18 protein-coding genes are annotated in these 24430 nt (G+C 47.8%); 7 read left to right on the forward strand and 11 right to left on the reverse strand.

From position 1 onward, the window contains the following. The first annotated feature begins 46 nt into the window (after positions 1-46). Entirely contained in the window at positions 47-1228 is a 1182-nt protein-coding gene (locus NSQ58_RS03680) for a serine hydrolase domain-containing protein (protein WP_341056916.1), read from the forward strand. On the opposite strand, the gene NSQ58_RS03685 is transcribed toward NSQ58_RS03680, so the two are convergent. Beyond that, positions 1214-1657: an Lrp/AsnC family transcriptional regulator gene (locus tag NSQ58_RS03685; protein WP_028540848.1), complete on the reverse strand. Its 444-nt coding sequence runs from the start codon at positions 1655-1657 to the stop codon at positions 1214-1216. The genes NSQ58_RS03680 and NSQ58_RS03685 overlap by 15 nt on opposite strands. A 156-nt stretch (positions 1658-1813) precedes the next feature. Here NSQ58_RS03685 and NSQ58_RS03690 point away from each other — a divergent pair, with 156 nt between their 5' ends. Next, a complete protein-coding gene (locus tag NSQ58_RS03690; protein ID WP_341056918.1) occupies positions 1814-2992 on the forward strand; it encodes an MFS transporter in 1179 nt (392 codons plus the stop codon). 101 nt (positions 2993-3093) lie between these two features. Here the strand turns inward: NSQ58_RS03690 and NSQ58_RS03695 are convergent, their stop codons facing one another. Both NSQ58_RS03695 and NSQ58_RS03700 read right to left on the reverse strand, forming a co-directional pair. Beyond that, positions 3094-3801, reverse strand: coding sequence for an SDR family oxidoreductase (locus NSQ58_RS03695; RefSeq protein ID WP_076264557.1), 708 nt, complete (start codon positions 3799-3801; stop codon positions 3094-3096). Between the two features lie 59 nt (positions 3802-3860). Next, positions 3861-4805 carry a helix-turn-helix domain-containing protein gene (locus NSQ58_RS03700; protein ID WP_076264558.1) on the reverse strand — a complete coding sequence of 315 codons (945 nt, stop codon included), beginning with the start codon at positions 4803-4805 and terminating at the stop codon, positions 3861-3863. A 161-nt stretch (positions 4806-4966) separates the two neighbouring features. On the opposite strand from NSQ58_RS03700, the gene NSQ58_RS03705 reads away from it, so the two are divergent. The 3 genes from NSQ58_RS03705 to NSQ58_RS03715 all read left to right on the forward strand — a co-directional run bounded on the left by NSQ58_RS03705 (position 4967) and on the right by NSQ58_RS03715 (position 13282). After that, positions 4967-7165 (forward strand): glycoside hydrolase family 52 protein, encoded by a 2199-nt coding sequence (locus tag NSQ58_RS03705; RefSeq protein WP_341056919.1) that lies wholly within the window; start codon positions 4967-4969, stop codon positions 7163-7165. 35 nt (positions 7166-7200) lie between these two features. After that, positions 7201-9369, forward strand: coding sequence for an alpha-glucuronidase family glycosyl hydrolase (locus tag NSQ58_RS03710; protein ID WP_341056920.1), 2169 nt, complete (start codon positions 7201-7203; stop codon positions 9367-9369). A gap of 319 nt (positions 9370-9688) precedes the next feature. Further along, positions 9689-13282 carry a family 14 glycosylhydrolase gene (locus tag NSQ58_RS03715; protein WP_341056921.1) on the forward strand — a complete coding sequence of 1198 codons (3594 nt, stop codon included), beginning with the start codon at positions 9689-9691 and terminating at the stop codon, positions 13280-13282. Between the two features lie 169 nt (positions 13283-13451). Here NSQ58_RS03715 and NSQ58_RS03720 read toward each other — a convergent pair whose 3' ends face one another. From NSQ58_RS03720 to NSQ58_RS03755, 8 genes are all read right to left on the reverse strand, one after another. Beyond that, complete coding sequence (locus tag NSQ58_RS03720) at positions 13452-13565, reverse strand: putative holin-like toxin (RefSeq protein ID WP_010347020.1); 114 nt, start codon at positions 13563-13565, stop codon at positions 13452-13454. Between the two features lie 163 nt (positions 13566-13728). Continuing rightward, the gene (locus NSQ58_RS03725; RefSeq protein ID WP_341056923.1) at positions 13729-14466 is read right to left on the reverse strand and encodes an ABC transporter permease; all 738 of its coding nucleotides are present in this window, start codon (positions 14464-14466) and stop codon (positions 13729-13731) included. 28 nt (positions 14467-14494) lie between these two features. Next, on the reverse strand, positions 14495-15214 hold the full coding sequence (locus tag NSQ58_RS03730; RefSeq protein ID WP_076156611.1) for an ABC transporter permease: 720 nt from the start codon (positions 15212-15214) through the stop codon (positions 14495-14497). Then, positions 15198-16127 (reverse strand): ABC transporter ATP-binding protein, encoded by a 930-nt coding sequence (locus NSQ58_RS03735; RefSeq protein ID WP_076156614.1) that lies wholly within the window; start codon positions 16125-16127, stop codon positions 15198-15200. The genes NSQ58_RS03730 and NSQ58_RS03735 overlap by 17 nt, the downstream gene beginning before the upstream one ends. 173 nt (positions 16128-16300) lie before the next feature. Beyond that, on the reverse strand, positions 16301-17329 hold the full coding sequence (locus NSQ58_RS03740) for an NADH:flavin oxidoreductase/NADH oxidase (RefSeq protein ID WP_341056924.1): 1029 nt from the start codon (positions 17327-17329) through the stop codon (positions 16301-16303). 318 nt (positions 17330-17647) lie between these two features. Then, positions 17648-18952, reverse strand: a complete 1305-nt coding sequence (locus tag NSQ58_RS03745) for an ABC transporter substrate-binding protein (RefSeq protein ID WP_028540854.1) — start codon at positions 18950-18952, stop codon at positions 17648-17650. Positions 18953-19058: 106 nt separating this feature from the next. Continuing rightward, entirely contained in the window at positions 19059-20705 is a 1647-nt protein-coding gene (locus NSQ58_RS03750) for a response regulator transcription factor (protein ID WP_264454395.1), read from the reverse strand. Beyond that, entirely contained in the window at positions 20698-22557 is a 1860-nt protein-coding gene (locus tag NSQ58_RS03755; protein WP_023990949.1) for a cache domain-containing sensor histidine kinase, read from the reverse strand. Before NSQ58_RS03755 ends, NSQ58_RS03750 begins: the two co-directional genes overlap by 8 nt. Before the next feature lie 122 nt (positions 22558-22679). Between NSQ58_RS03755 and NSQ58_RS03760 the strand changes: the two genes are divergently transcribed. Together NSQ58_RS03760 and NSQ58_RS03765 are read left to right on the forward strand one after the other, a co-directional pair. Next, complete coding sequence (locus tag NSQ58_RS03760) at positions 22680-23576, forward strand: carbohydrate ABC transporter permease (protein WP_013312582.1); 897 nt, start codon at positions 22680-22682, stop codon at positions 23574-23576. Further along, a complete protein-coding gene (locus NSQ58_RS03765) occupies positions 23576-24406 on the forward strand; it encodes a carbohydrate ABC transporter permease (RefSeq protein WP_013312583.1) in 831 nt (276 codons plus the stop codon). Before NSQ58_RS03760 ends, NSQ58_RS03765 begins: the two co-directional genes overlap by 1 nt. The last annotated feature ends 24 nt before the right edge of the window (positions 24407-24430 follow it).

Raw genomic sequence — 24430 nt, forward strand, 5'->3', positions numbered from 1 at the left:
TTCCATCAAGCGATAACCGCTGGATCATAGAGAGGATGAGATATTTATGAGTTTGGATAATAGAGTTTTTGCGATACAAGCTGATCTGGACGGACGTGTAAATGCAGTTATAGATCAAACCCTTAACGAGAAGCGCCTGATCGGCGCAGTCGTCATGATATATATGGATGGTTCACCCGTGTATGTCCGAGCGGCGGGGCTGGCTGATCGAGAAGAACAACGTCCTATGCATGAGGAGGCTTTATTTCGGCTTTCTTCTGTATCCAAACCGATTGTATCTACTGCGGCTTTGGTTTTGGCAGCCCAAGGATTGATTAAGCTCGATGAATCTATTGAACGCTGGTTGCCCGATTTTCGCCCCCGATTAATCAGTGGTGAGCAACCCTCCATTACAGTACGCCAATTGCTGACACATACTGCCGGGTTGACCTATGGCTTTTTAGAGGAAGAAGGCGGCGGTTCCTATCATCGTGCAGGCGTATCAGATGGCATGGATTTTTCAAATCTTACGCTGGAAGAGAACTTGCAACGTTTGGCTTCTGTGCCTCTGTTATATACACCGGGTAAAGCATGGGGATATTCGATTGCTACTGATGTGCTAGGCGCGATCATTAGCCGTGTATGTGGCACAACCCTTGATGCAGCTGTTAAAAAGCTCGTTACAGAACCTCTCGATATGCACGACACCAGTTTCGCGGTCGCGGATGCTGGACGGCTTGCGGCTCCTTATGTCAACGATATATCAGAACCCCGGCGGATGCGTGAGCTTGAGGTTGCGCAGGTTTTTGAAGGCACCGCAGGACTTCGTTTTCAGCCTGCACGAGCCTTTGATTCCACGGCTTTCCACTCTGGTGGCTCGGGTATGATTGGCAGCGCAAAAGATTTCATGCGGCTGCTGGAAACACTGCGAAACGGCGGCAATCCGTTACTTTCAGAGGAATGGGTCCGTGAAATGGGCACCATCCAGACCGGGAACCTTCCCTTGGCAGGCTGGCCGGGGCGGGGCTTTGGACTAGGATTCACCGTACTCCAAAATCCCGACGAAAGTGGAACAGCAGAATCACCCGGAACGTGGCGACTCGGAGGAGCTTATGGCCATTCGTGGTTCGTTGATCCCACACTAAGACTTAGTGTGGTCGCCTTTACCAATACAGCATTCGAAGGGATGTCAGGTCCGTTTACAACTGAGCTTTGCCAAGCCATTTACGGTAGCTCAAATAGGGTCTAATAAAGTGGGGGTTACATGTTTATGGTCTACAGGCGAGGACAGGACAATTAACGTGGTAGAGTGCCCGTGCTTTCCACACTCATCCCCGAACTGCTCCAGCTTGAGCATAGACTCAACCATGACTTTCAGTAAGTAATTTTGCTCACCGCTGATTCTATGGCATTCAATGACTTCGGGTGCAGATTGGCAAAACTCAACAAATGAATTGCATTGATTCGTATGCACGAGCACGTGAGCCATGATCGGCTTTCCAACTTTCTCATGTGAAACTATGGCACGATACCCGGCGATAATACCTTTATCCTCCATGCGCCGCACTCTTTCCGTTACGGCAGGCTGGGAAAGCCCAACCTCCTTACCCAGCTCGGTCATGGAGATACGCGCCTGGTTTTGTAGACACAACAAAATTTTATGATCCACTTGATCCATCAAATCCATCTCCTTAAGTCCAAGGTAATATTACAAAAACACAATTATTATTATGTATTATTCCGAATATTGCCTTATTATTTTATGATTTAATGAAATATTAGCACGCAAAATCAAGGACGTAAAGCAGGAAGAAGTGGAGAAGGAATGAAACTAATGAAATATAGTAAGCCCCTGCTTTTCATTGCGCTTGGCCTATTTGGTGTATACACGATCGAGTTCGGTGTGGTTGGCATTTTGCCAGTCATCATTGAACGTTTTCATATTACGGCAGCCCAGGCCGGGTTTCTTGTCAGTTCATTTGCATTGATCATCGCGCTGTTCGGTCCCTTCATGGTGCTATGGATGTCCAGGTTTAACCGCAAGCGAATCATGACAATGTCGTTGTTTGTTTTTGCCATAACAAGCTTGCTGTCAGCCTATACATCCAACTTTTATCTACTAGTCATTTTACGTATCATTCCGGCTCTGTTTCACCCGGTGTATTTCTCGCTTGCCTTTGTCGCTGCCACTGCGTTGTATCCCCCGGAAAAAGCAACGCAAGCTTCTGCCAAAGCCTTTCTCGGCACGAGCATGGGAATGGTACTCGGTATTCCAATTACAGCCTATATCGCCAATCAATTTTCATATGAGGCCTCCTTCTGGTTTACTGCGGTAGCGAATGGGATTGCAGGGATCGGTATTTTATTTATGCTGCCGGATACACGACAAGCCGAAATGTCCTCCTATCGGAAGCAGCTTGGCATTTTGCGTAAGGTATCGCTGTGGCTCAATATCGGGGCGGCTACTTTTATTTTTGCAGCCATGTTCTCGGTGTATAGCTATTCTGCCGAATATTTGGGGCAAAATACAGGGATGAGCAGCAATGTTATCAGTTTTCTGCTTATTATTTTCGGCATCGGCGGAATGCTCGGCAATCTGTTGGCTGGCAAGCTCATGGGCTTGCATAAGGTACGCACCGCTCTTTTTCATCCAGTAGCCTTGGGAGGCACCTATTTGCTGTTGTACGGGATCAGTTCCTCATTTATCCCTACGCTCTTCATCATTATCGTGTGGGGGGCCGTTCATACCAGCGGACTGATTGTCGCCCAGATTTGGGTGATTGATGAGGCCAAAGAAGCTCCCGCGTTTGCCAACAGTCTTTATATCTCGTTTATTAACCTAGGGGTCTCACTGGGCTCGCTGGTAGGGGGGTGGTTTATGGTCAGAGCGGGGATTCATGGGACGCTGTGGAGCGGTTTGCTGTTCGCCATGCTGGCGATGGTATGCATCGGGTCTAAAGTGATTTACCCACGTATTTTGCGAAAATATAAAGGGTTAGATGTGCAAAGCTAAAGAGTTGCAAGAGGCAAGCCTGTTATCATAAAAAAAACGGTTCAACACTTTGTATGGTGTTGAACCGGTTTTTGTTTAAAAATTGATTCCTGCCTGTCGGATTAGATCAGCGTATAACCGCCATCTGGGAACAGCACGCTTCCGGTGGTAAACTTGTTCGTCATCAGATACAACACAGTATGTGCGATTTCCTCATTATACCCCACTCGACGGAGCAGGGTTACTTCCTTGTATTCCTCAAAAGCTTGTGCCCGCTGCTCACCCTCAGGTCCGTCTCTCCAGATCGTGCCAGGAGATACGACATTAACCCGTACTGGGGCCAATTCCACTGCCAACGCCTTGCCCAAACTTTCGATCGCGCCGTTAGCCGCTCCATATGTAGCACCAAATCCCATCGGTCGTTGACTGAAGGCCCCGGACATGAGGACGATCGAGCCGTCCTTGGAGATATGTGGTACCGCATGCTTGGCAGCAAAATATTGCGGCCAGAATTTCCCTTCGAACGGGGTTCTTGCCTTTTCCGTGTCTATCGTGATCGGACCACGCGTGTAGCTGGCACCCGGTGTAAACAGATGGTCGAATGCTCCGACTTTTTCAAAAAACGCCTGAACCTCTTCCTCTATCTGATTATTCAGTTGGAAGGTTTCCACCGATTCGGCAGGGATGACCTTCTTCGCCTGCTCCAGTTTTTCCGCGGAACGCCCAGCGATCACAATGCTTGCCCCTTGCTTTGCTGCTTCTATGGCTGTTGCCAGCCCTATACCTGCACTGCCGCCAATCACGACGACACGTTGATTATGTAAATTCATATTATTCTCAGCTCCTTTATAAGGATTATATCATAACTATTTTAAAGGCATACTTATTTTTATTGGAATGGGCTTTCCTGCACCGTGCTTTTGCGATAGGATGTCGGCGATTGGCCCGACCAGCGCTTGAACTGTCTGCTAAAATGCGCAATATCCCCATAGCCGAGCATATCGGCAATTTGTTGCACCGACCATTGCGGATCAGCCAACAGCAACTTGGCCTCATGCAGCACAAGCCCGGATAGATATACACGGGGAGATACGCCGAAAACGCTACGGAATACACGATTACAATGGGACACGCTAATACCTAGCTCGGATGAAATCCCCTCGATCCCATCCTGCTTTTCTACCGAGCCTGCCTGTCCATAAGGCTGATTCACTCTGCCCTGAAGACGACTGGCAATCTGATGGGCAAGCTCTGCCTGCACATATCCACGCCCCGGCAGATGGGCCGCTTCACTGGATACAGCCTCCCACAACGTTGCGAACAGTTCAAACACAGCAGATTGAATCCGCATTCGCTTTGCCACCGAATCACTACCTACTCCTATGTCTTCCGGCGCTGAAAGATCGAGCAACTTGCCCAGCGCTGGTCCCATCTGCCCTGCCACTGTTCCTTCAGCTGGAAACAGCACCTGCTCCAGACGACTCAGGAGCGAGAGAAACAGCTTATCATCAATGTCGAAATGCATACAAAAATACGTAAATCCCTCTCCGTTACTATGACTGGAGTGGACAATCCCCGGTCGCAGCAGCACCAGATCACCCTGTCGCTGGGTATAGCTGCGACCATCTACAACCATGATCTGTTCTCCCGCAAGCACGATGTTAATCTCATATTGAGGATGCTCGTGTAGCGGATAGCTCCACTCTCTTCCGACACTTCGTGTATGAATAGCAAACAAATTGACTGTGGTTCGCACATCGGGAAAAAAGAATTCCTCTCCGGCAACTGTAAGGTCTGGATGATGGGGGCTCTTCGGTAAACGTGGTGTCGACATGTTTTCCCTCCTGGCTTATATCGATATACTCAGTATATCGCTTTTAGCGCGATTTGGATAAATAGTTGAGCGATTTGACAATGGTTCCCCACCACATGACATGCTAGGCTCTAAGTGAAGTTAGTCAAAGTTAAACTTTATTATGAAAGGGGTTTCATTATATGTCTAAAAATATATTTTATAACACACAGCATGCACCTATCGGGTCTTTTTCCAGCTTTACGCTTGGGTTTAAGGGCAATCGCGGCGGACTTGGTTTGGAGCTGGGCAAGCCTGCCGATGAAAATGTATATATCGGGCTGCAATCCAGAGATGGCGGAGTATACGAGGCGCTTCCCTTTTTTACATCCACACAGGATGAAAGTGCCCGCTACGACGTGGAGAAAAAGGGTAAACGAACGGAACCGCTGCTTATGGCCTTTGCCGATTCAGACATTACCCGTGAGCTAAAAGCAGGAACGGATACATGGCAGGCTGGCGATTTGACGTTCCGGCTGTACTCTCCTGTTCGCCCAGTGCCCGAGCCGGGAACCGCAGGTATGGATGAGCTGCGGGCAGCGTTGGTCCCGGCGGTATTCGCCGAGCTAACCGTCGATAACACACTGGGGACTGCAGCGCGAAGAGCTTTTTTCGGATATCAGGGCAGTGATCCGTATAGCGGCATACGCATTATAGGAGAAGATCCGCGCAGGGACGCTACTGATTCTACCCAATTAGAAGAAAGACTTACAGGCATCGGCCAAGGACGCAGCACAGCCATTGTGACCAACAGCAGTGAAGCGGTACCTGCCAGCGGATTTGCAATGGAGAAGCTGCTTGGGGAGACCATGGCCGAGAATTTATCCTTTGGCCTGGGCGCGACGGGTGCGCTTCTGATGGACGTTCCCGCAGGTGAGAAGCGCACATATGCTTTCGCCATATGCTTCTATCGCGGCGGCATTGTGACAACAGGCATTGAAGCGTCGTATTACTATACCCAGCTGTTCAAGGATATTGAAGACGTGGGAAGCTATGCGTTGAAGCATTTTTCAAACCTGACCGCAGCCTGTGTTCAGGCTAATCGCTGGATGGAGTCGGCCGACTTGAGCCCGGACCAGGAATTTATGCTCGCTCAGGCGATCCACAGCTACTATGGCAGCACCCAACTGCTTAGTCACCAAGCGGATGGAGAACCGATCTGGGTTGTGAACGAAGGCGAGTATCGGATGATGAATACACTCGATTTGACGGCAGATCAGCTCTACTATGAATTGATTTTAAATCCATGGACGGTACGCAACGAGCTGGAGTGGTTTGTCCAAAGGTACAGCTATCGGGATGAGGTACGCTTTCCAGGAGAGGAACAGACCTATACCGGTGGTATCACGTTTACGCATGATATGGGCGTCGCAAACGTGTTCTCCCGGCAGGGGTACTCCTGTTATGAGCTGGCTGGGATTGACGACTGCTTCTCTTACATGAGCCATGAGGAACTGGTGAACTGGCTTTGCTGCGCCACGGTATATATCGAGCAGACACAGGATCAGTCATTTACGACACGTATGCTGCCTGTCTTGTGTGACTGCTTCGAAAGCATGCTGCGGCGGGATCACCCCGACCCGGCACAACGAAACGGCTTGATGGGCTTGGACAGCTCTAGAACCCGGGGAGGCGCGGAAATTACGACCTACGACAGTCTGGACGTATCTCTGGGTCAGTCTCGCAACAACATTTATCTAGGCAGCAAATGCTGGGCAGTATATGTTGCACTGGAAAAGATATTTGCCTCAAAAGGGCTTAACTCCCTCTCACAGGAGGCTGGCTTACAGGCGGACAAATGCGCAGCAGCGATCACAGCACATATGACAGACAAAGGCTATATTCCTGCAGTTATTAAGGAGGGCAATGACTCGCAGATTATTCCTGCCATTGAGGGGCTGATCTTCCCTTATTTTACAGGATGTGAGGCTGCGCTTAAGCCTGATGGACGGTTCGGTGGATATATCCAAGCACTGCGGCGTCATTTGGAAACTGTACTGGTACCGGGAGTTTGCCTGTTTGAAGACGGAGGCTGGAAGCTGTCCTCGACCAGTAACAACTCCTGGCTGAGCAAAATCTATCTGTCACAGTTTATTGCCCGCGAGTTGCTGGAGCTGCCTTGGGAAGAAGCTGGGCAGGCCGCAGACGCTGCCCATGCCTCATGGCTCCTTCACCCTGAAGAATCCTATTGGTGCTGGAGCGATCAGATACTCTCCGGTATTGCTCACGGCAGTAAATATTATCCGCGCGGAGTTACCGCTATTTTGTGGATGTATGAAGGCAAGGGCAACCGTCTGACTCTCCCTGAGCATATGAGTCAGGATCAGGAACAGCATGTCTGAGGATCATCTTCACCTGCCCAAAAGGAGGTTCCAATATGAGCAAGCTGATGGATATGCCAAAAGAGAGCGGCTATGCGGCTTGGCTGCATTACAGCCGCAATAGTAAGGTAGAAAAGCTGCCCGCTTGGTGCAGGGTCATCGTGGTCCATGGGACAGATGAAGTGCTTCAATCGGCTGCGAGTGAGCTTCAGCACGGATTGACCTCCATGTTTGGACAGCAGCCGAAGATCAGCGCCGTTCCTGTGAATACGCCATTCATTGCGCTGGGTACGTTCCCAGAGCATCCTTTGGTCGCAGAACGATTCAGCGCAAAAGAACAGGCAGAAGTGAGCGCAGAAGGCTACCGAATTCGCGGGATAGAGATGCCAGATCCGGCATATTCAGCTTCGCACGGTAACGATGATATCAAGGGACAGTACGTTACAATCGCGGGGCAGACCTCCAAAGGCGTATTGTACGGAGTCTTTCATCTGCTGCGCTACCTGCAGGGAGGACTAGACGGGAAGTTGAAGCCCACCACCGAATCAGTGCACGTCCCCATTCTAGACCAATTATCCAACCCTGCTAATCCTATCCGCATGATCAATCACTGGGATAACATGGATGGTAGTATTGAACGCGGGTATGCGGGTGGCTCTATTTTCTATGATAATAATGCCTTTACTACAAATATGGAGCGCCTGCGAGACTATGCCCGTCTACTCGCTTCTGTAGGCATTCAAGCACTATCCATTAACAACGTGAATGTCCATCAGGTAGAGACCGAGCTGATTACAGATAAATTCCTACCGGATGTGGCTAAAGTAGCTGCGGTATTTCGCGCCTATGGCATACAGATCTACTTGAGCATTAACTATGCCAGTCCTATTCAGCTCGGTGGGTTAACCACCGCCGATCCCCTGGAACCAGCTGTAGCTGAATGGTGGCAGACCAAAGCCCAGGAAGTTTACGCCGCCGTTCCTGATCTGGGTGGTTTTGTGGTCAAAGCCGATTCCGAAAATCGGCCTGGACCGTTCAGCTACGGGCGCCATCACGCCGATGGAGCCAATATGCTGGCAGATGCGTTGCAGCCCTATGGCGGACGTGTGATTTGGCGCTGCTTTGTCTACAACTGCAAGCAGGACTGGCGCGATCGCAAGACGGATCGGGCCTGCGCAGCCTTTGACCATTTTAAACCGCTGGATGGATTATTTCGGGAAAATGTCATTTTACAGATCAAAAATGGTCCCATGGATTTTCAGGTGCGGGAGCCTGTCTCCCCCCTGTTCGGTGCGCTGGAATCCACTCAGATACTGCTGGAATTTCAAATTGCGCAAGAGTACACCGGGCAACAGAAACATCTATGTTACCTTGTTCCCCAATGGAAGGAAGTATTGGATTTTGACACCTACGCCCAAGGAAAAGGCTCCACCATCAAGCGTATCGTGAGTGGCGCTCTGCATTCTCCCAAGCATACCAACTATGGAATAGCCGCTGTATCCAATATTGGTGCAGACACCAATTGGACCGGACATTTGCTCGCCCAATCCAATCTTTATGGCTATGGTCGGCTGGCATGGGACCCGGATCTGTCCGCAGACGAAATCGCTGATGAGTGGGTTCGGCTGACGTTTGGCAGACAAGGGAATAGCGACGGCGGCACAGATTTAATTTCTACCCTTAAGCAGATGCTGCTCGATTCATGGAATGTCTACGAATCCTACACCGCCCCTCTCGGGGTCGGCTGGATGGTCAGTCCCGATCACCACTATGGGCCGGATGTAGACGGGTACGAATATTCCATGTGGGGCACCTACCATTTTGCTGATTGCAGGGGGATCGGGGTAGATCGCACGACCGCAACCGGAACGGGCTATGCAGGACAATATTTTTCTCCCAATACTGATATCTACGAATCTACGGACACCTGCCCGGATGAGCTGCTCTTATTCTTTCACCATGTTCCTTATACACACTTGCTCCACTCCGGCCAAACTGTCATACAGCACATTTATGATACCCATTTTGAAGGTGCAGAACGTGCGGCCCATCTCCGAGACACATGGGTTAGTCTACGAGGGCAACTGAATGCTGCCATGTATGAACAGGTGCTGGAGCGGCTGGAGCATCAGGCAGAGCATGCCAAAGAATGGCGGGATCGGATCAATACGTATTTCTACCGTAAAAGCGGCATTTCCGACCAGAAGGATCGCCCTATTTATTAAGTAAGCAACTATTAAACAAGCTGCCTCGGCAATACTTTCATACAGACTGGAACAAGGCTTTTATACGCTTAGGTTCACTTTCTCCTATACTGGCATTGGCTCGCACATCACTAAAAGGCATGCGTCTTACTCAGACCTATGCCTTATTTTTTTGTCTGGAAACTTTCAAGCACACGGTTGCTTACGTAAAATGTCATATTTGTCCACCCTGAGTGTGCAATAAATTCTTCTTTTTATGCAACCGCTTGCTTTATACTATTTTTGTAGACGTTTACAAAATGTTGTCGAATTAGACTATGCTTTGGGGAGGATGATCGGTTTGACCTTGTATCGAAGTCTATGGAAAAAAGGGTGCCTGATGCTATTAAGCATTGTGCTATCTCTGACCGCCTTTATTGGCTCACCCTCCAATACGGCAAGCGCAGCGGTTGCTGATGATTTTCAGGCTTCTGTCATGGGGCCGCTGGCGAAAATCAGTGACTGGGGTGCATTCAAAAAGCAACTGCAAACGCTGAAAAGTAACGGTGTGTATGCCATTACCACCGACGTCTGGTGGGGCCATGTGGAGAGCGCAGGAGATAACCAGTTCGATTGGAGCTACTACAAGACCTATGCAGATGCCGTAAAAGAAGTGGGATTGAAGTGGGTTCCTATTATCTCTACGCATAAGTGTGGGGGAAATGTGGGGGATGATTGCAACATCCCGCTACCAAGCTGGCTGTCTAGCAAGGGCAGTGCAGATGAAATGCAGTTCAAGGACGAAAGCGGTTTTGCCAATAACGAAGCCCTCTCTCCATTATGGAGCGGGACTGGTAAACAATATGACGAGCTATATGCCTCATTTGCTCAAACCTTTGCTAGCTACAAAAGCATCATTCCCAAAATTTATTTAAGCGGTGGGCCCTCTGGAGAATTGCGATATCCTTCATACTATCCGGCAGCGGGATGGAGTTATCCTGCACGGGGCAAATTCCAAGCCTACACTGAAACAGCCAAAAATGCGTTCCGCACGGCCATGAATGAAAAGTATGGATCAATGGACAAGATTAATGCAGCCTGGGGTACCAAGCTGAGCAGCCTTGGCCAAATCAATCCACCGACCGACGGGGACGGATTTTACACGAACGGCGGGTATACTTCCACGTATGGGAAGGATTTTCTGTCGTGGTACCAAAGCGTGCTTGAGAAGCATCTGGGCGTCATCGGAGCTGCTGCACACAAAAACTTCGATTCCGTGTTCGGTGTCCGTATCGGAGCCAAGATTTCCGGTCTGCACTGGCAGATGAACAATCCTGCCATGCCTCACAGCACAGAGCAAGCAGGTGGATATTATGATTACAACCGTCTCATCGAGAAGTTCAAAGATGCGGATCTGGATTTGACCTTTACTGCTCTGGAGATGAACGACAGTGGTACAGCACCGAATTATTCCTTGCCGTCCACATTAGTAGATACTGTCTCCTCGATCGCTAATGCCAAGGGTGTTCGCCTAAATGGTGAAAATGCACTCCCAACAGGCGGTAGCGGCTTTCAAAAAATCGAAGAAAAAATCACAAAGTTCGGTTATCACGGCTTTACACTTTTACGCCTCAACAATCTCGTCAACAACGACGGCTCACCAACCGGTGAGATGAGTGGATTCAAACAGTATATTGTAAACAAGGCCAAGCCCGGCGATAACGGTGGCGGTACAGGCAACAAAGTAACTATATACTACAAAAAAGGCTTCAACTCACCTTACATTCACTACCGCCCGGCTGGCGGAAGCTGGACTGCTGCGCCTGGTGTGAAAATGCAGGATGCCGAGATTAGCGGCTATGCCAAAATTACCGTCGATATCGGGTCTGCCTCCCAATTGGAAGCCGCTTTTAATGACGGCAATAACAGCTGGGACAGCAACAACACCAAAAACTACTCCTTCAGCACGGGCACTTCTACTTACACGCCCGGTAACAGCGGCAATGCGGGAACGATCACATCAGGCGCTCCATCGGGCACGGTTCCCGGGGATGGCGGCGGTACAACTAATAAGGTAACGGTATACTACAAAAAAGGCTTTAACTCGCCTTACATTCACTACCGCCCGGCTGGCGGAAACTGGACTGCCGTACCCGGTGTGAAAATGCAGGATGCCGAGATTAGCGGCTATGCTAAAATTACCGTCGATATCGGGTCTGCCTCCCAACTGGAAGCCGCTTTTAATGACGGCAATAACAGCTGGGACAGCAATAACACGAAGAACTACCTTTTCAGCACGGGAACTTCTACCTACACGCCCGGCTCTAACGGAGCCGCAGGAACTATCCGAACGGGGGCACCTTCGGGGAGCATCCTCAGCGTAGGGACTTCCACCTACACAACCAACCTTAACGAAGTTGCAGGACCTATCCAAACAGTGGAACTTTCGGGTGCATCCTTAAACGTAGGCACTTCTACGTACGTACCCAACCCTAACGGAGTTGAAGTAACTATTCAAACGGGGGCGCCTTCGGGCGCCTTCACTCCTATAGATCTAGGTACCCTCTCCAAGCCCACTCCCCTCAACACAGACTGGAGCAAACAGAGCATTTATTTTATCATGACAGACCGATTTAGCAACGGAGATCCATCCAACGATAATTACGGTGGCTTCAATTCCAACAACAACGATCAGCGCAAGTGGCATGGTGGCGATTTTCAAGGTATTATTAACCAACTCGACTACATTAAAAATATGGGGTTTACCGCCATCTGGATTACTCCGGTAACGATGCAAAAGAGCGAATACGCTTACCACGGCTATCATACGTATGATTTTTATGCGGTAGACGGGCATCTTGGTACCATGGACAAGTTCAAAGAGCTGGTTGGTAAGGCACACGACAAAAATATCGCTGTGATGCTGGACGTAGTTCCCAATCACACTGGCGATTTTCAACCTGGGAACGGCATCGCCAAGGCTCCTTTTGACAAAGCGGACTGGTATCATCACAATGGCGACATCACAGGAGCAGACTACAACTCAAACAATCAGTGGAAAATCGAAAACGGTGACGTTGCCGGATTGGACGACCTGAATCAGGACAACCCAGATACAGCGAATGAACTCAAAAACTGGATCAAATGGCTGCTGAACGAGTCGGGGGTCGACGGACTGCGGGTGGACACTGTGAAGCATGTACCCAAAGGGTTTTTGAAGGATTTTGACCAGGCCGCCAATACCTTCACTCTCGGTGAAATTTACAGTGGCGATCCTGCTTATGTGGGTGATTACACCCGGTATCTCGATGCCGCACTGGATTTTCCGATGTATTATACAATCAAGGATGTGTTTGGACACGATCAATCTATGAGGAAAATCAAGGAACGCTACTCAGATGATCGTCACTATCGCGATGCCCAGACCAACGGCGTATTTATCGACAATCATGATGTAAAACGTTTCCTGAATGACGCCTCTGGCAAGCCGGGTGCTAACTATGACAAATGGCCTCAGCTCAAGGCCGCCTTGGGCTTTACTTTGACCTCACGCGGGATTCCTATCATCTATCAAGGCACCGAGCAAGGCTTTAGTGGCGGAGATGATCCTGCCAACCGGGAAAACGTTGTGTTTAACGCCAATCATGATCTGTATCAGTACATCGCTAAGCTGAACCGTGTGCGCAACAGCCACCCTGCCCTGCAAAACGGGAGCCAAAAGGAAAAGTGGGTAGACGACTCCTTTTACAGCTTCCAGCGCTCTAAAAATGGAGACGAGGCCATCGTACTTATCAACAACTCCTGGAGCAGTCAAACCCGCACGATTGGCAACTTCGACAATCTGTCCAACGGCACTCGCCTGACCAACCAATTAAGCAACGACTCCATTCAGATTAACAACGGTTCGATCACCGTGACCCTCGCTCCAAAGGAAGTTAAAGTTTTCACCAAATGAGTTACATCGATTATTCAATTGTGCTAAAATAAATGATAGAAGGATATACTAAAAAAGAGCAAGGATGCTGGTAACATCCCTACTCTTGGCAACAGCCGCTTTGAAGAGCGGTCGGCTGAACAGGGCTAGCTCTATTAGAAATAGACCGTTTTCCCTTGTCCAGGGCGGTCTATTTCTTTTTGTTTTGGTTCAACGCAATAACAATCGTAACGATTAATCCGATCAACGCTACTAATAGCGTGCCGAACATCATCATTAATGTCAGAGCATCCTTAACCTCCACAGGCATCACCTCCCTTCCGGGAGACTTAGCCGACCGCCCACCTAAGCCATTCTGTTGTTACTGGAATTATAGCACGCAAATCCGTCCTTTAGCGACAACATTTTACAGCTTCATTCAACCAACCTTATGCGGACTACCATCCTTGTTTTTCTGCTTGCACATTCTACTTTTTCTCTATATGAGTATAACTTCTCAACGCCAAAAAAAGACCCAGCACAAAAATGAAGCAAATACTGATGACCCCTCCAGGAACATACGTGAATGTTCTGCCCATTTGTCCATGGGGAGAAAACAATAACGGCACTGTCCATGGATAAAAGGTATTCCCCGGTGTATTAACCAAAACAAAATTTAAGCACATAACCGTACACATCCCAATAATGGCGGGTACAAATTTTTTCCAACGAATAGCGAAGAACGTGATGATCGGGATGAGCATAGAATGCATAAGAATCATTTTAGCAAATACCCCAAGCTGATACATAACGATTTCAAAGGTTAGCGGTCTGATTGTAATAAACGTACCCAATACTGTAGATAGCACAAATGCCATCAGTAGGCTAACAGCGACGTACATATAAATAACGAGTAGTTTGCTGAAGTAAATACGAGTCCGGCGAATCGGGTTTGTAAACAGTGCAATATGGGTCTTCTCCTGATACTCTCTTGCATAGATATAGCAGGTCAAAATATAGTAGCTCATATAACCGGTCAGAAAATTAATAAGAATAACAACACTCATAAAGTAGTCATTCCAACCATCACGATCTATGGAATACTTGGAACTACCCGCGTAACTATAAAATTCTAAAACAATGGTTAATACTAAAATCATTACACTCAACCAAAGAATTTTAGTTCCTTTCAGCTTCAAGCACTCTGCTTTAAACAGGTCAAGCATAATAACCCTCCTCTCAAAAACTCTCCATTTAGTCTTTTCTTTGATATGTCCATATGGATAAAGACAATCCAAGAAGAAAGATCACGGATAAGCTGAGCCATGCTATTGAAACATTGGTAGGTATAGTCGCATTTCTTTCATTAGGAGATAAGAGATAGGGTACAATCCAAGGGTACCATTCACTTTTATATATAAAATTCAAAAATATAGCAGTACAAACTACGAGTACAACCACCATGATGCTCTTCCAGCGTATAGCAAAAAAAGAGGCGATTGGGATTAACATCGCATGCATCACACACATTTTAGCAAACACTTGGATTTGGTATACCCAGATAGCCATCGTTAAAGGTCGATCTGTAATAGACATGCCTAATAAGGCAGACAAAAACAGAACGAGAAATAAGGATACAATAATAAATCCATAAATAATGATCAATTTACTAAAATAAAATTTAACCCTGGTGACAGGCGTGGTAAACATAAATAGATGCGTGTTTTCCTGATACTCTCTTGCAAAAATATGACCGGTTAGTATGTAGTAACTGATAAATCCGGCTGCAACATTGACGAAGAGAACTATGCCCTCGAAATAGTAAGTCCAACCCCGTTTATCAATTGAATATCTGTAAAAAATAGCGCTCGTCGCAAATTCCAACAGCACAACAGCCAGCAATATAATATAGCTCAACAAGAAGGCTTTAGAACTTTTAAGTTTAATGAGTTCTGCTCTAAGCACGTCGCACATCCTCTCCCGAAATGAGAGTCAGAAAGTACTCCTCTAGTGTCTGCTTTGAGGTGTGTATCTCATAGACTGAAAACTGATGATCTATTAACTGTTTATTTAACGTGGCTGTATTTTCGATCGGACTATGAATTCTTAGTTCTTGTGGGGATATCACATTAGATTGAAGCTGCTGTCCCATGTGCTCTTGCAGAAACGTTTGTACTGCTTTTGCATCGTGTACTTTTATGTCTGTGTATTGTTCAAATTCTTCCTCCAACTGACTCAAACGATCTTCTGTTAACAGCTTTCCATTATGTATAATCCCGATGTGTGTAGCTAACTGCTGAATTTCGCTCAAGATATGACTGGAAATAAGAATGGTTTTCCCATTCTCCTCACACAACCGCTTCAATAGCTGACGAATTTCCTTAATTCCAGATGGGTCCAGTCCGTTCGTCGGCTCATCCAATATGAGCAACTCAGGGTCATGAACAAGCGCCCTCGCAATCCCTAATCTTTGCTTCATTCCTAGGGAAAAATCCTTAAACTTTTTTTTCCCGGTATGCTCTAATCCTACCGTGGTTAGGGTACGTTCTATCCTTCCGTTGTCCTGTACCCCCATGTACATACAGCAAATTCTTAGATTGTCGCGTGCGCTCAAATTTTCGTATAAACCAGGCGTTTCGATAATTGTACCTATTTTCGAGAAAATAGAAGGATAGTTTTTCTCCAGCCGCTCGCCAAATAAAAAAACCTCCCCACTTGTAGGCTCAATTAGCCTCATTAGCATGCGGATAGTGGTTGTCTTACCAGCTCCATTTTCACCGAGGAAACCGTAGATACTGCCACGCTCCACATGTAAGGATATGTCGTCTACGGCTACAGCCCCCCCAAACTGTTTGCGGAGCTTTTTCGTTTCAATAATATAATCCACTTTCAAACCTCCTAATCACTAAATAATACAAGTATACAAAATATAACCACTACTACGTGTAAGATTGCTTACACTGTACCATCTGTCCATAAAACAAAACAGGCACCTGACGAAGCGTACACTTCGTTGCAGGTGCCTTGTTTATATATAAACAACGTGGGATTACTTAGGCCTCAGTAGCCACGTTGATATTGTTCAGGTATGGAAGGCTCCTCGCCGCGCAGCGTCACTGCTGCATGAATCGCCCAATATGGATCGCGTAGCAATCCGCGTCCCACAGCGACCAGATCGGCATCCTCGTTGCCGATAACGGACTGCGCCAAGGCTGGGTCATCCAGTGCGCCGACAGCGATCACCGGGATGTTCAGTGCCTCGCGGATTTGGCGTGCGAACGGCACTTGATAGCCCGGATAGTTGCCCGGCTTTCTGACGCCAGCAGGGCCTTCCCCGCCCGAGCTAACATGGATCACGTCTACGCCTGCCGCCTGATATGCACGGCTCAGCTCAATGGCATGATCCACATCGTACCCACCATCTACGTATTCCACCGCGCTGATGCGTAAGATTAACGGCATACCCGCAGGCATTTGCTTACGTACAGCCTGAATAACCTCAACACCGAAACGGGATAGCTCCTGACCATACACGTCGTCTCGCTTGTTCGTAACTGGCGAATGGAATTGGTGAATCAAGTAACCATGTGCCCCGTGAAGTTCAATCGTATCCACGCCCGCTTGAACTGCACGCCGGGTAGCGTCTGCGAATTTCTGCACCATGCCACGGACTTCCTCCGTCGTAAGCGCGCGTGGCTGTTTATAATTCGCATCCGGGTATGCAATGGCCGAAGGAGCAACTGGCTCAGCTGCATCCTCAGCTTTACGGCCCGCGTGAGCAATCTGGATGCCTACCTTGGACCCGTGCGCATGAATGCCGTCAACCAGCTTCTTATAAGCTGGGACATGCTCGTCTGACCAAAGACCCAGATCATAATCTGTAATCCGTCCATCTGGTTCCACGTCTGTCATTTCTATAATAATCAGGCCCGTACCTCCAATAGCCCGACTCAGGTAATGAACATGATGCCAATCATTCGGAATCCCGTCCTTGGCTGTCACCGAGTATTGGCACATCGGGGGCATCACCACACGATTCTTTAATTCCAAATCTTTCAGTGTATACGGTGTAAACAACGAGTTCGTCAAAACGTTCATCTCCCTTTTACCTTTACCACATCAATGAAAATGCGTTCCAAATTACACGGTCTATTATAAACATGATCGGCATAGTCCAAACGGAATAAAGAGATTCCCTCAAACGGGGGATCTCTCACATTTGCAACTTGCAGTCATTATGTATGTCGTATGTTGTAGATATATTGCACACAACCTATTATCCACAACTCAATAACTTTTTGCAAGTAAATATTTAATTATTATTAAATATTTTTTTATCCACGCCCTCTTCGCCTCCTAGCTATAACACAAAAAGACGCCCTTACGGACGCCTCTGCGGAACCAATCTTATTGTGCTGAACCTAATTGCACCCATGCCTTCTCAATCTCTGCAACCGCCTGATCCTTATTCATGTTACCGCTGATATATGCTTGCATCAGCTCGCCAAATTTTTGGTGGAACGTATCCAGCGAGTAGTTAACAGACAGATCACCGGACTTCGACGTTTTCAAAATGCTTTCCATTTCCTTAGGCATTTCCAGATCAGGAAGCGGTGCATCCTTAATTGGAGGAATCACCTTCGCTACCTGGGAGAACCAGTTCTTGCCGTATTCCGAAGTGTACAGCCAGTTGAAAAATTCAATCGTTTCCTTCGATACTTCGGAATCCTTGTTGATACGCAGCGCCTGATCTGCACCGGTAATGATGACCGATTGATCAGCTTTGTCACTCACCGGATATCCCATGATGCCAATTTTAAGATCAGGATTAATTTTCTTGATTGCTTCCTCATCCCACGCACCTTTACCCGTCATAAACGCAGCTTTTCCGGATGCAAAATCACTTACTTCCGCATTGCTGTCCCGTTCCAGTGGCTTATCTGTGCCATGTTTCACCGTCAAATCAATGAAGTTAAAGAAGTTGTTGTACAGCACTGGGTAGTCCTTGATTTTTGCTTTGCCTGCGATAAAATCGCTAACGAGTTGCTTCGGTTCCACGCCCGCATCCTGCGCAGCAGCATCTACATAGTGTTGGAAGATATGCTTCCATACCCACCACTCTTTATATGCATTGGCAAATGGAGTAATGCCCTTCGCCTCTAGCTTGGTGACCGCATCCTGCATTTCTGCAATCGTCTTCGGCGGGGAGGTTACCCCAGCCTTGGTAAGCAAATCCTTATTGTAAATCAGCGTAAACAGGTTCCCCTTCACCGGGAATCCCAGCACTTTACCGTCACTGGAACTCATATTCGCTCGAACAGCATCCGTCATGGCTGCTGCCAGTGGCTCATTGGTCAGATCGGCGCTATAATCCGCATACGTGTCGATGTCGCCTCCAGCCGTCGTTTGGAATACATCCGGTGTACTACCTGAGGCTATTTTCGACTTCAGAATCGTGTTGTAGTCTGCCTGCATGATCTCCAGATTGATCTTCACGTTAGGTTTGACCTTCTTATACTCCTCAATATACGCGTTAAAAGCATCGGTATACTCTGGTGAAGCTGTGAACATGTTTATTGTAACCGTTTTCAAATCTTCTTTGCCGCCAGCACTTTCTTTCGACGCATCCGTGCCGCCGCTGCTTCCACATCCGCTCAACAAACCGACCGTCAAAAGCAAACTGCCGGATAACGCCATCATCTTCTTTAACATGGATACTCCCCCATTTGTTTGTGATCAACGTCCATGCGCTCATTCTAAAAAATATACTCCAATTTAAAAAGGCAGATTAGTGAAGCGTTAAGGGTAAAAAAGTGGTTTATTGCAGGCTCACCCGATACTCAGACGGTGACACCTGATAATAATTACGAAAAGCCTTACTGAAATAATTTTTATCTTTGTAGCCAAGCATATCCGAGATTTCCTGTATTTTCAGGCTAGAATCACCCAGCAGCTCCTTCGCCTTGTCCATTCTAACCTTCTGCACATATTCGTGAATACCGTAACCAAACTGCTGCTTGAACAGCTTCATCAGGTATTCCCGACTCAAAAAATAGGTTTCGGCAAAAAACGAAATTTTGATATCCTCAAAATAATAACGGTCGATGTGCCTTTTGATGTCCGTTATGTCAAAGGGCTGGTTCCCCGCTTGAGCATGTTGGACCCCAGCAATGTAAAGCTCCAGCATCCGATTCAATCTCTGACCGTAGTGGACAAAGCTCGTAAAATCAGCAGACAAATCGCTTTCCCCCACTTGCTCCAGATCTTCCAAAGCTCCATCTTGATTCAACGCTGACGTAGACGCACCCAACTCAATCGCAGCTTCTCTCAGTAAAAAATGGAACTCCTTCATCATTCGATCCGCATCCTGTAAACGGAAAATAGGGCCTGATGCCAATTGTTTCAGCAGATCGCCCAGCAGTACCTTTGCCCGGTTCGCCTGACCTGTCTGAGCATCCTTTTGGATCGACAACAGTCGCTCCGTCCATGACATTTCCTCTAACGTACCCATTTGCCGTGGCACTGTATGAAGAATGGATTCCCCTTCCAGCTTTAACACATCCGTGCTGTGAATGAGCGTCTTGGCATCCATATAAGCAGACGCTAGCTCCAATACATCTGTGCAGAGCTTACCCAATCCGGCAACTACCACCATGCTGAACAGCCCATGCAGGTTGGCCACCGCCTTCTGTGTCACTTGTGCCAATAGTAAGGCCATATGTTCTTCTTGTCCTGGGGCCAGGGTACAGATCGAAACGACCTCACGCTCCCGTCGCGGATGGGAGAAGCTAAAACAACTCAACCGTTCATCTGACGTCTGAGCTAACACATTGGTCACGGCAAAATCCATCAGATCGGCATCGCCATGAAAACGCGTCCTGCGAATCTCATCCCTGTTCAGCAGCCGCAGCACGATCACCCCAAAGCGATTCCCCTTCTGATCCGCTCCGATCAATGGGAGCAACGCCGTATTGGCCTGCCTTTTAAAGCTACCGTCCAAAATGGACAAATATAGCTTCTCTTTCAGCTTCGGCAGTGACATATTCAGCGTAATGTTCTGGCTAATGAACTTGTTTTTGCTTTGCTCTCGACTTTCCAGAATGTCCACTGCTTTGCGCAGTGCCTGGTTCAGATCCTGACGATTGATAGGTTTGAGCAGATAGTCCACCACCCGGGATTGTATCGCCTGCCGTGTAAATTCAAAGTCGTTGTAGCCGCTAATGACAATCGTCAGCAGATGGGGATATGCCTTTTCGATCGCGCGAAGAAATTCGATACCGTTCAGCTCAGGCATTTTCATATCGACCATCACCACATCTATATGGTGCTGACCCAACAGCTCCAGTCCCAACCTTCCATTCGTCGCCTCATAAATATGTTCGATGCCCAGACGGTCCCAGTCCCCGATAATACGAATGGCTTCGCGCAACGGCTCTTCATCGTCAATAATCAATACGTTATACATGACTACTTCCTCCCCGGGGAATTTGCATTCTCATTTCCGTTCCCGTTTCATCCGTAAGTATGAATAATCCTGCCTGATCTCCGTACAAAAGCTTCAGCCGTGTGTTCAGATTTTTCAAACCAATATGCTCGCTCTCCCGTTCTTCCCATTTTTCATGGAATGAATCCAGCACCATTCTCAGCTTGTCCTCTGAAATTCCAGGTCCGTTGTCCCTGACTGCAATTGTGGCATTTGTAGAACTCGATTCGGCTGAAATGACGATCAGAATATCGCTTGATACTTTTTCCAACGCATGCTTGATAGCGTTTTCCACCAACGTCTGCACAGATAATCTCGGGATCGGCAACTCCATCAGCGTTTCCTCCCATACCACTTCGACCCGCAGTCTCGCCCCGAACCTTGCTTTTTGCAGTCCTATATACCGTTCAATGTGCTTGAGCTCTTCGCGGGCAACTACGATATCCTTGCCGTTGATGGAATACCGCAACGTTTGGGCCAATGCATCCACCATATCCGCCATGTCGAACATCTCCCGCTTTAATGCCTGTGTGGATATGGCTTGCAGGGCATTGTACAGAAAATGAGGATTAATTTCAGCCTCCAACGCCTTGAGTATGGCATTCTTTTCGACCAGCTTCATGCGATAGCGCTCATTAATAAGTTCTTCGGTTCTTTGGACCATTTCGTTAAAATGCAGCGACAAATATGCAATCTCGTCATGTCCCTTCACAGGAGCTGTTGCTCCAAAATCTCCGGTGCTAAACCGCTTCATCTGGGTGGACAGCTTATGTAAAGGTCGGGTAATGGCGTTCGAGGTCAGTGTCACTAATATAATAGACACACCTAAAAATAAAGCCCCGATGGCATAGCTCCAATTCCGTGTTGTCGTAGCTGCTTCATAAATCTGGCGGTATGGGATGGGCTTGATGAGCTGCCACCCATCTTTTTCACCGGCATCATAGACGACCAAATACTCCTGATTGCCACTGCTATCTGACCACGTTACTCGCCCGCTTCCTCCCTTGCCGATCTGTGCCAACACTCCGGAATCACGCATCCGCTCATATAGCGGAAAGCTATTCACATAAAAGGGAACCCCTTTAGGGCTCATTAGCATCAATTGGTCCCCTTTGCCCAGTGGGATGTTCTGCATGATTTCATCCACGGCGCTCGTATTGTAATAAAAGGACAGCACCGCCTGCGGGTGACGGGATGCAATCGACCTCAGCACTCGATGGTATGCCATAAAGCTGGCTTGTGGCGCCACATAGCCCATATCAGAACGGGACCCTACAAAGGATTGAAATGATTCGTTCGTGGTACTAGCCATCGCCTCTTTATACCAAGGAAGCTTGGGAATATCCGTGTTTATTCCTTTGCGCACCGTAATGTTGTACGTCTCCCTGGTAACCACATAGTATTGATGTCGGTCCGCCACGTACAGATAGATCGCTTCCAGATCATTACGTGAATAAAACATGCTGCGCAAGTAATCTTCAATGACCATTCGCGAAGCATAGTCCCGGTTCTCATTGGCAATCGCGTTCATGATATCGTTATAACGTAGCTGTGGAAGAGCCAACTGCTGCATTCCCTCCAAGTAATCCTCCAAATTCTGATTGACCAGCAGCAGATTATTGGTCGTGCTGGCGATGCTATGGTTAACCGACTCCTTTTCAATCATCTGATAGGAAATAATTGTAAGTGAGCCCACCACCAGAATAATCACCGAGGTAAAAAGAAGAATGAGTTTGTTCACTAATTTTTGCGTGATCCTCCTCCACATGGAGCGAAGAATCGTTCCTACGCGCTCTGACATCATGATAACCGCCCCTTTTGAAAGCGTACACATTTTTACCCTCAACTGTTTTCTTAAATCCATTGGTCCGGCCCTAGGGGCTATCCTATACTTTCATTATATCTTAAACAGCTTGGAGCGAAAGAGCGGAAAATGTTGAGAAAAAGAGGTGCGTTATGCTGAAAAAAAGGGGAACCTGGGGCGACAAGGGTAGTAAACTGGAATTCGGTTTATTCACACTGCCCGTAATCTTGTGCATTACGATTGCATTTTATATTCCGTTTTTGATGACGATACGCTATTCCCTGACCAAGTGGAACGGCATATCCAAACATCCGAAATTTGTAGGTTTGGATAACTTCAAGCAAATCCTGCTTGGGGACGCCAATTTTGCACATGCAGCCTGGTTTACCGTCAAGTATGCCATCCTGTACATTGTATTGGTGAATGTGCTGGCCATTTTGCTGGCGCTCGTTCTCGATATGAAGCTGAAAAGCTCGGCTTGGCTGCGGGCGGCCTTCTTTATCCCGTATATCCTCAGTCTCGTGATTGTCGGCTTTATATGGAAATTCATCTTCATGCAAGGCTTTGAGTCACTGGGACACAGTACAGGCTGGGGTATCTTCCAGCTGAGCTGGCTGGGTGAGGAAGGGCTCGCGTTTGTTTCCATTTTGGCGGTATCAATCTGGCAATCCATTGGCTTTTACATGGTCATTTATATTGCAGGCTTACAATCTGTGCCAGAGGATCTAAAAGAAGCTGCCATTGTTGATGGCGCGGGGCCGATTCGGAGATTTTTCAGTATTATTCTACCGATGCTCGCACCTTCCATTACGATCTCAGTCTTCATGGCACTGACCAACTCGATCAAAGTGTTTGACGTCATTTTATCTCTGACCGGCGGTGGACCGGGAGGTACGACATACAGCATTGCGTATGATATTTACCGGGACACATTCCAGAACAATCTGTATGGCTACGGAACAGCCAAAGCATTGATTTTATTCGTTGCAGTCCTGATCATTACGATTATTCAATTGTCTATTTTCAAACGCAGGGAGGTTGAAGCCTGATGCAACGCAGCCGTACGGGACGTATTTTGCTAGAAGCGGGCATGATTGTATTATCACTGTTATTTTTGTACCCGCTGTTTCTCGCCATTAACAATTCGTTCAAAAGCTTCGCTGAGGTCATGACCGACGTCATTGCGCTGCCCAAGCAGCTTTCGCTGGATAATTACGTATATGTATGGAAATTCATCGACTATCCACGCCTATTTCTCAATAACACCATTATTACCGTCGTCGGCCTGGCAGGTATCGTGCTGATATCTTCCATCGCGGCCTACAAGCTGGCAAGAACCAAAAGCAAATGGAGCTCCGTGATTTACATGCTGTGCATTATGCCGATGCTGATCCCGTTTCAGTCCATCATGCTCACTGTCTTGCGACTGGCGAAAGACTTAAATCTGGCAGACAGCACTTGGGGACTTGGCTTGCTGTATTGGGGCTTCGGCGCACCGCTGGCAGTGTTTATCTATCACGGCTTCGTGAAAGGTATTCCGGCTGAGATTGACGAAAGCGCCAAAATCGATGGAGCCTCGGGCTTCCGGCTTTTCTTTTCCGTGATTTTCCCCTTGCTGAAATCAGTCACCGCCACCATTGTCATTATCGACGTGATGTGGATTTGGAACGATTTTCTGCTTCCGCTTCTCATGGTCAACGGCTCACCCAGCACCAAAACGCTGACGCTGGCCGCCTACACCTTCGTTGGACAGTATACGTCAGACTGGCAATATGCCATGACCGCGATGGTAATGGCTGTGCTGCCTTCCATTATCGTATTTATTTTTCTGCAAAAATACATTGTCAAAGGCGTCGTCGCCGGAGCCGTCAAAGGCTGAGTCAAGTATTCGAAGCCAGATGCA

The sequence above is a fragment of the Paenibacillus sp. FSL M7-0134 genome (assembly GCF_038007865.1).
GTDB classification, from domain to species: domain Bacteria; phylum Bacillota; class Bacilli; order Paenibacillales; family Paenibacillaceae; genus Paenibacillus; species Paenibacillus polymyxa_B.

What these genes read in the sequence shown, in the direction of transcription:
- NSQ58_RS03680 (WP_341056916.1), top strand. Translation starts at nt 47, where the DNA reads ATGAGTTTGGATAATAGAGTTTTTGCGATACAAGCTGATCTGGACGGA.
- NSQ58_RS03685 (WP_028540848.1), bottom strand. Translation starts at nt 1,657, where the DNA reads ATGGATCAAGTGGATCATAAAATTTTGTTGTGTCTACAAAACCAGGCG.
- NSQ58_RS03690 (WP_341056918.1), top strand. Translation starts at nt 1,814, where the DNA reads ATGAAATATAGTAAGCCCCTGCTTTTCATTGCGCTTGGCCTATTTGGT.
- NSQ58_RS03695 (WP_076264557.1), bottom strand. Translation starts at nt 3,801, where the DNA reads ATGAATTTACATAATCAACGTGTCGTCGTGATTGGCGGCAGTGCAGGT.
- NSQ58_RS03700 (WP_076264558.1), bottom strand. Translation starts at nt 4,805, where the DNA reads ATGTCGACACCACGTTTACCGAAGAGCCCCCATCATCCAGACCTTACA.
- NSQ58_RS03705 (WP_341056919.1), top strand. Translation starts at nt 4,967, where the DNA reads ATGTCTAAAAATATATTTTATAACACACAGCATGCACCTATCGGGTCT.
- NSQ58_RS03710 (WP_341056920.1), top strand. Translation starts at nt 7,201, where the DNA reads ATGAGCAAGCTGATGGATATGCCAAAAGAGAGCGGCTATGCGGCTTGG.
- NSQ58_RS03725 (WP_341056923.1), bottom strand. Translation starts at nt 14,466, where the DNA reads ATGCTTGACCTGTTTAAAGCAGAGTGCTTGAAGCTGAAAGGAACTAAA.
- NSQ58_RS03730 (WP_076156611.1), bottom strand. Translation starts at nt 15,214, where the DNA reads ATGTGCGACGTGCTTAGAGCAGAACTCATTAAACTTAAAAGTTCTAAA.
- NSQ58_RS03745 (WP_028540854.1), bottom strand. Translation starts at nt 18,952, where the DNA reads ATGTTAAAGAAGATGATGGCGTTATCCGGCAGTTTGCTTTTGACGGTC.
- NSQ58_RS03750 (WP_264454395.1), bottom strand. Translation starts at nt 20,705, where the DNA reads ATGTATAACGTATTGATTATTGACGATGAAGAGCCGTTGCGCGAAGCC.
- NSQ58_RS03755 (WP_023990949.1), bottom strand. Translation starts at nt 22,557, where the DNA reads ATGTGTACGCTTTCAAAAGGGGCGGTTATCATGATGTCAGAGCGCGTA.
- NSQ58_RS03760 (WP_013312582.1), top strand. Translation starts at nt 22,680, where the DNA reads ATGCTGAAAAAAAGGGGAACCTGGGGCGACAAGGGTAGTAAACTGGAA.
- NSQ58_RS03765 (WP_013312583.1), top strand. Translation starts at nt 23,576, where the DNA reads ATGCAACGCAGCCGTACGGGACGTATTTTGCTAGAAGCGGGCATGATT.